1 protein-coding gene and 1 pseudogene are annotated in these 2,048 nt (G+C 40.0%); both read left to right on the top strand.

Features of this window, described 5'->3' with window-relative positions:
- Positions 1 to 1,478 (top strand): annotated as a pseudogene (locus HMPREF3139_RS02350) (adhesin); the annotation flags it as partial.
- Positions 1,478 to 1,972: a contact-dependent growth inhibition system immunity protein gene (locus HMPREF3139_RS02345; protein ID WP_019271746.1), complete on the top strand. Its 495-nt coding sequence runs from the start codon at positions 1,478 to 1,480 to the stop codon at positions 1,970 to 1,972. The pseudogene HMPREF3139_RS02350 and the gene HMPREF3139_RS02345, both read left to right, overlap by 1 nt.
- Positions 1,973 to 2,048: the final 76 nt, after the last annotated feature.

Below are 2,048 nucleotides of genomic sequence, written 5' to 3'. Positions count from 1 at the left end.
AGCACATTAAGGAAGAGATCAAAGCGCAGACCGGGGCGATTGCTTCGGTGGTGGGTGCGGCGGGCGGCAGTCTGAACGGCAGCGGCAGCACCAACGGCAACAGCAATGCCCTGTTCAATGCACAGGTAGGGGGTGTGCTTGGACAGAATGCGGTGGAGAATAATCTGCTTAACAACGAAGACAGAAAAAAATACGATCTTTTAACAGAGAAAATTCTCAACCATACAGCAAGTAATAAGGAAAAGGCCGAATTTGAGCGGCTGGCTGCTAAAGACCAAGTAAGCAATGAGTTATATAGAAAATATTATTCAGACCTTCATCGAAAAGATGGAAAAAAAGACCTGACAACCCAAGAAGCAGCTAGTTTGCGATCCTATCTAGACATCATCTATGATGATCAGAAAATTCTTGATAGAAAAATTAAGAATGATCTCTATCAAGGTAAAGAAATCTTGAGAAATGGAGAACCTTATTATCCGTTTTGGCTAGCCAAAAGAGATAGAAAAGTCAGAGAACATTGGAATAACTCTTGGAAAGAAATCCAGGATGCCCGAGGAAAGTATAAAACCGGTTTGGCTGCTGTTAAGCATTTCTTTTTATCGGAAGGTCGTCCGATAGGGAAATACGAGAAAGCTTGGAATATCCTTGAAAGGGATAAAGCTTATGCCGATAGTTTTGAAGGCAGAGCAGCAGCCTCCACCGCACAAGGCATTGCTTTAGGTTTGGAATTTACCACTCGAGGACGTTATCTGATGATGGCTATTGGTGGAGCACAAGCCAGTTACGGAACTTATCAAATCACACAGGGAAACCTTGAGCACGGGAAAGCCAATTTCTTTTTAGGTGCCGGAACAATGTTGGGTAGTGTCAGTCTTGGTGGGGCTTCGGTTAAGAAATCTCCGTTGGCAATCCGCGGACCGATTCCGGCCGGATATAACCGACCGCTGACCAGCTTGGATGTTAATGCTGGGCGTATGGCTAATCAATTTTCAACTGCACATCAGAAAGTTACGGATTTAAATATCTTATTTGCCAAACCAAGTAAAACCGTTTCTAATTCAAAAGTAGGTATCCAATGGAATAATGGTATTGGAAAGCAAGGTATGCCATGGGAGAATTATGTTGGTAAAAACCTTCCCTCGGATGCTCGACTACCAAAGAATTTTAAAACTTTTGATTATTATGACTCCCGTGATGGCTTAGCCATTAGTGCTAAGACATTGGATACACAAACAGCATCAAGGATGCTCAAACCAAGACAAATTTATAGTACTTTAAAAAATTATATTGACAAAGCTGCCAATTTTAAAACTTACTCTCTTTCTAGTGTTAAGTTAAATGCTGATACAATTACTCGGAGAGAGATACATTTAGCTATTCCAGCCCAAACCACTAAAGAACAATGGCAGCAAATCAACAAAGCGATAGAATATGGAAAGACTCATGGTATTAATGTTAAAGTAACGGAGATTAAATAATGGAAGATAAGTGCGAAAATAAATATTTTGCAAGTTTGTATGCAAATGAAAAAGCGTTCATTGTGCAAACAGAATCCGGATTTAGGTTGTTAATGTTAGACACCTTATTCCCACCTCATATTTTGTTTCCGGATGTCGATAACAATCTGCTTGGTCAAGCTGTTTTCCAGGCATTAAAAAATAGTCGAACTTTTGAATATGGGAGTAAAGAATATAAAAATTTTTTCGATCCGGTACAAAGAGTTCAACGCTATAACCAATGGGTTGATCATATACGAGAAACACTGGGGTATAAAACCAAATTAGCTTTTTTTAGAAAGATGATGATGTGCAGCATTAAAATGGATAGCAAGGAAATCGTAATTTCCCCCAATAAACATATCAGATCGGATGCGTGGGAAGGCATTGATGGAAAAGATATAATCATACCCGTTGACAGAAACTACTCGGAAATTGGACAAGGAGCAAAACAAGCTCTAAGTTATTGTAAGTAAGTATATACGTAGTGCATAGGCCTGTTCCCACAACATACTTTTAGTGGCCGACGCCGTCAAAAACCAAACCGGACAG

Source organism: Neisseria sp. HMSC15G01 (genome assembly GCF_001808255.1).
GTDB classification, from domain to species: Bacteria; Pseudomonadota; Gammaproteobacteria; order Burkholderiales; family Neisseriaceae; genus Neisseria; species Neisseria subflava_A.
This window is presented reverse-complemented; position numbering and strand designations above follow the sequence as displayed.

What these genes read in the sequence shown, in the direction of transcription:
- HMPREF3139_RS02345 (WP_019271746.1), top strand. Translation starts at nt 1,478, where the DNA reads ATGGAAGATAAGTGCGAAAATAAATATTTTGCAAGTTTGTATGCAAAT.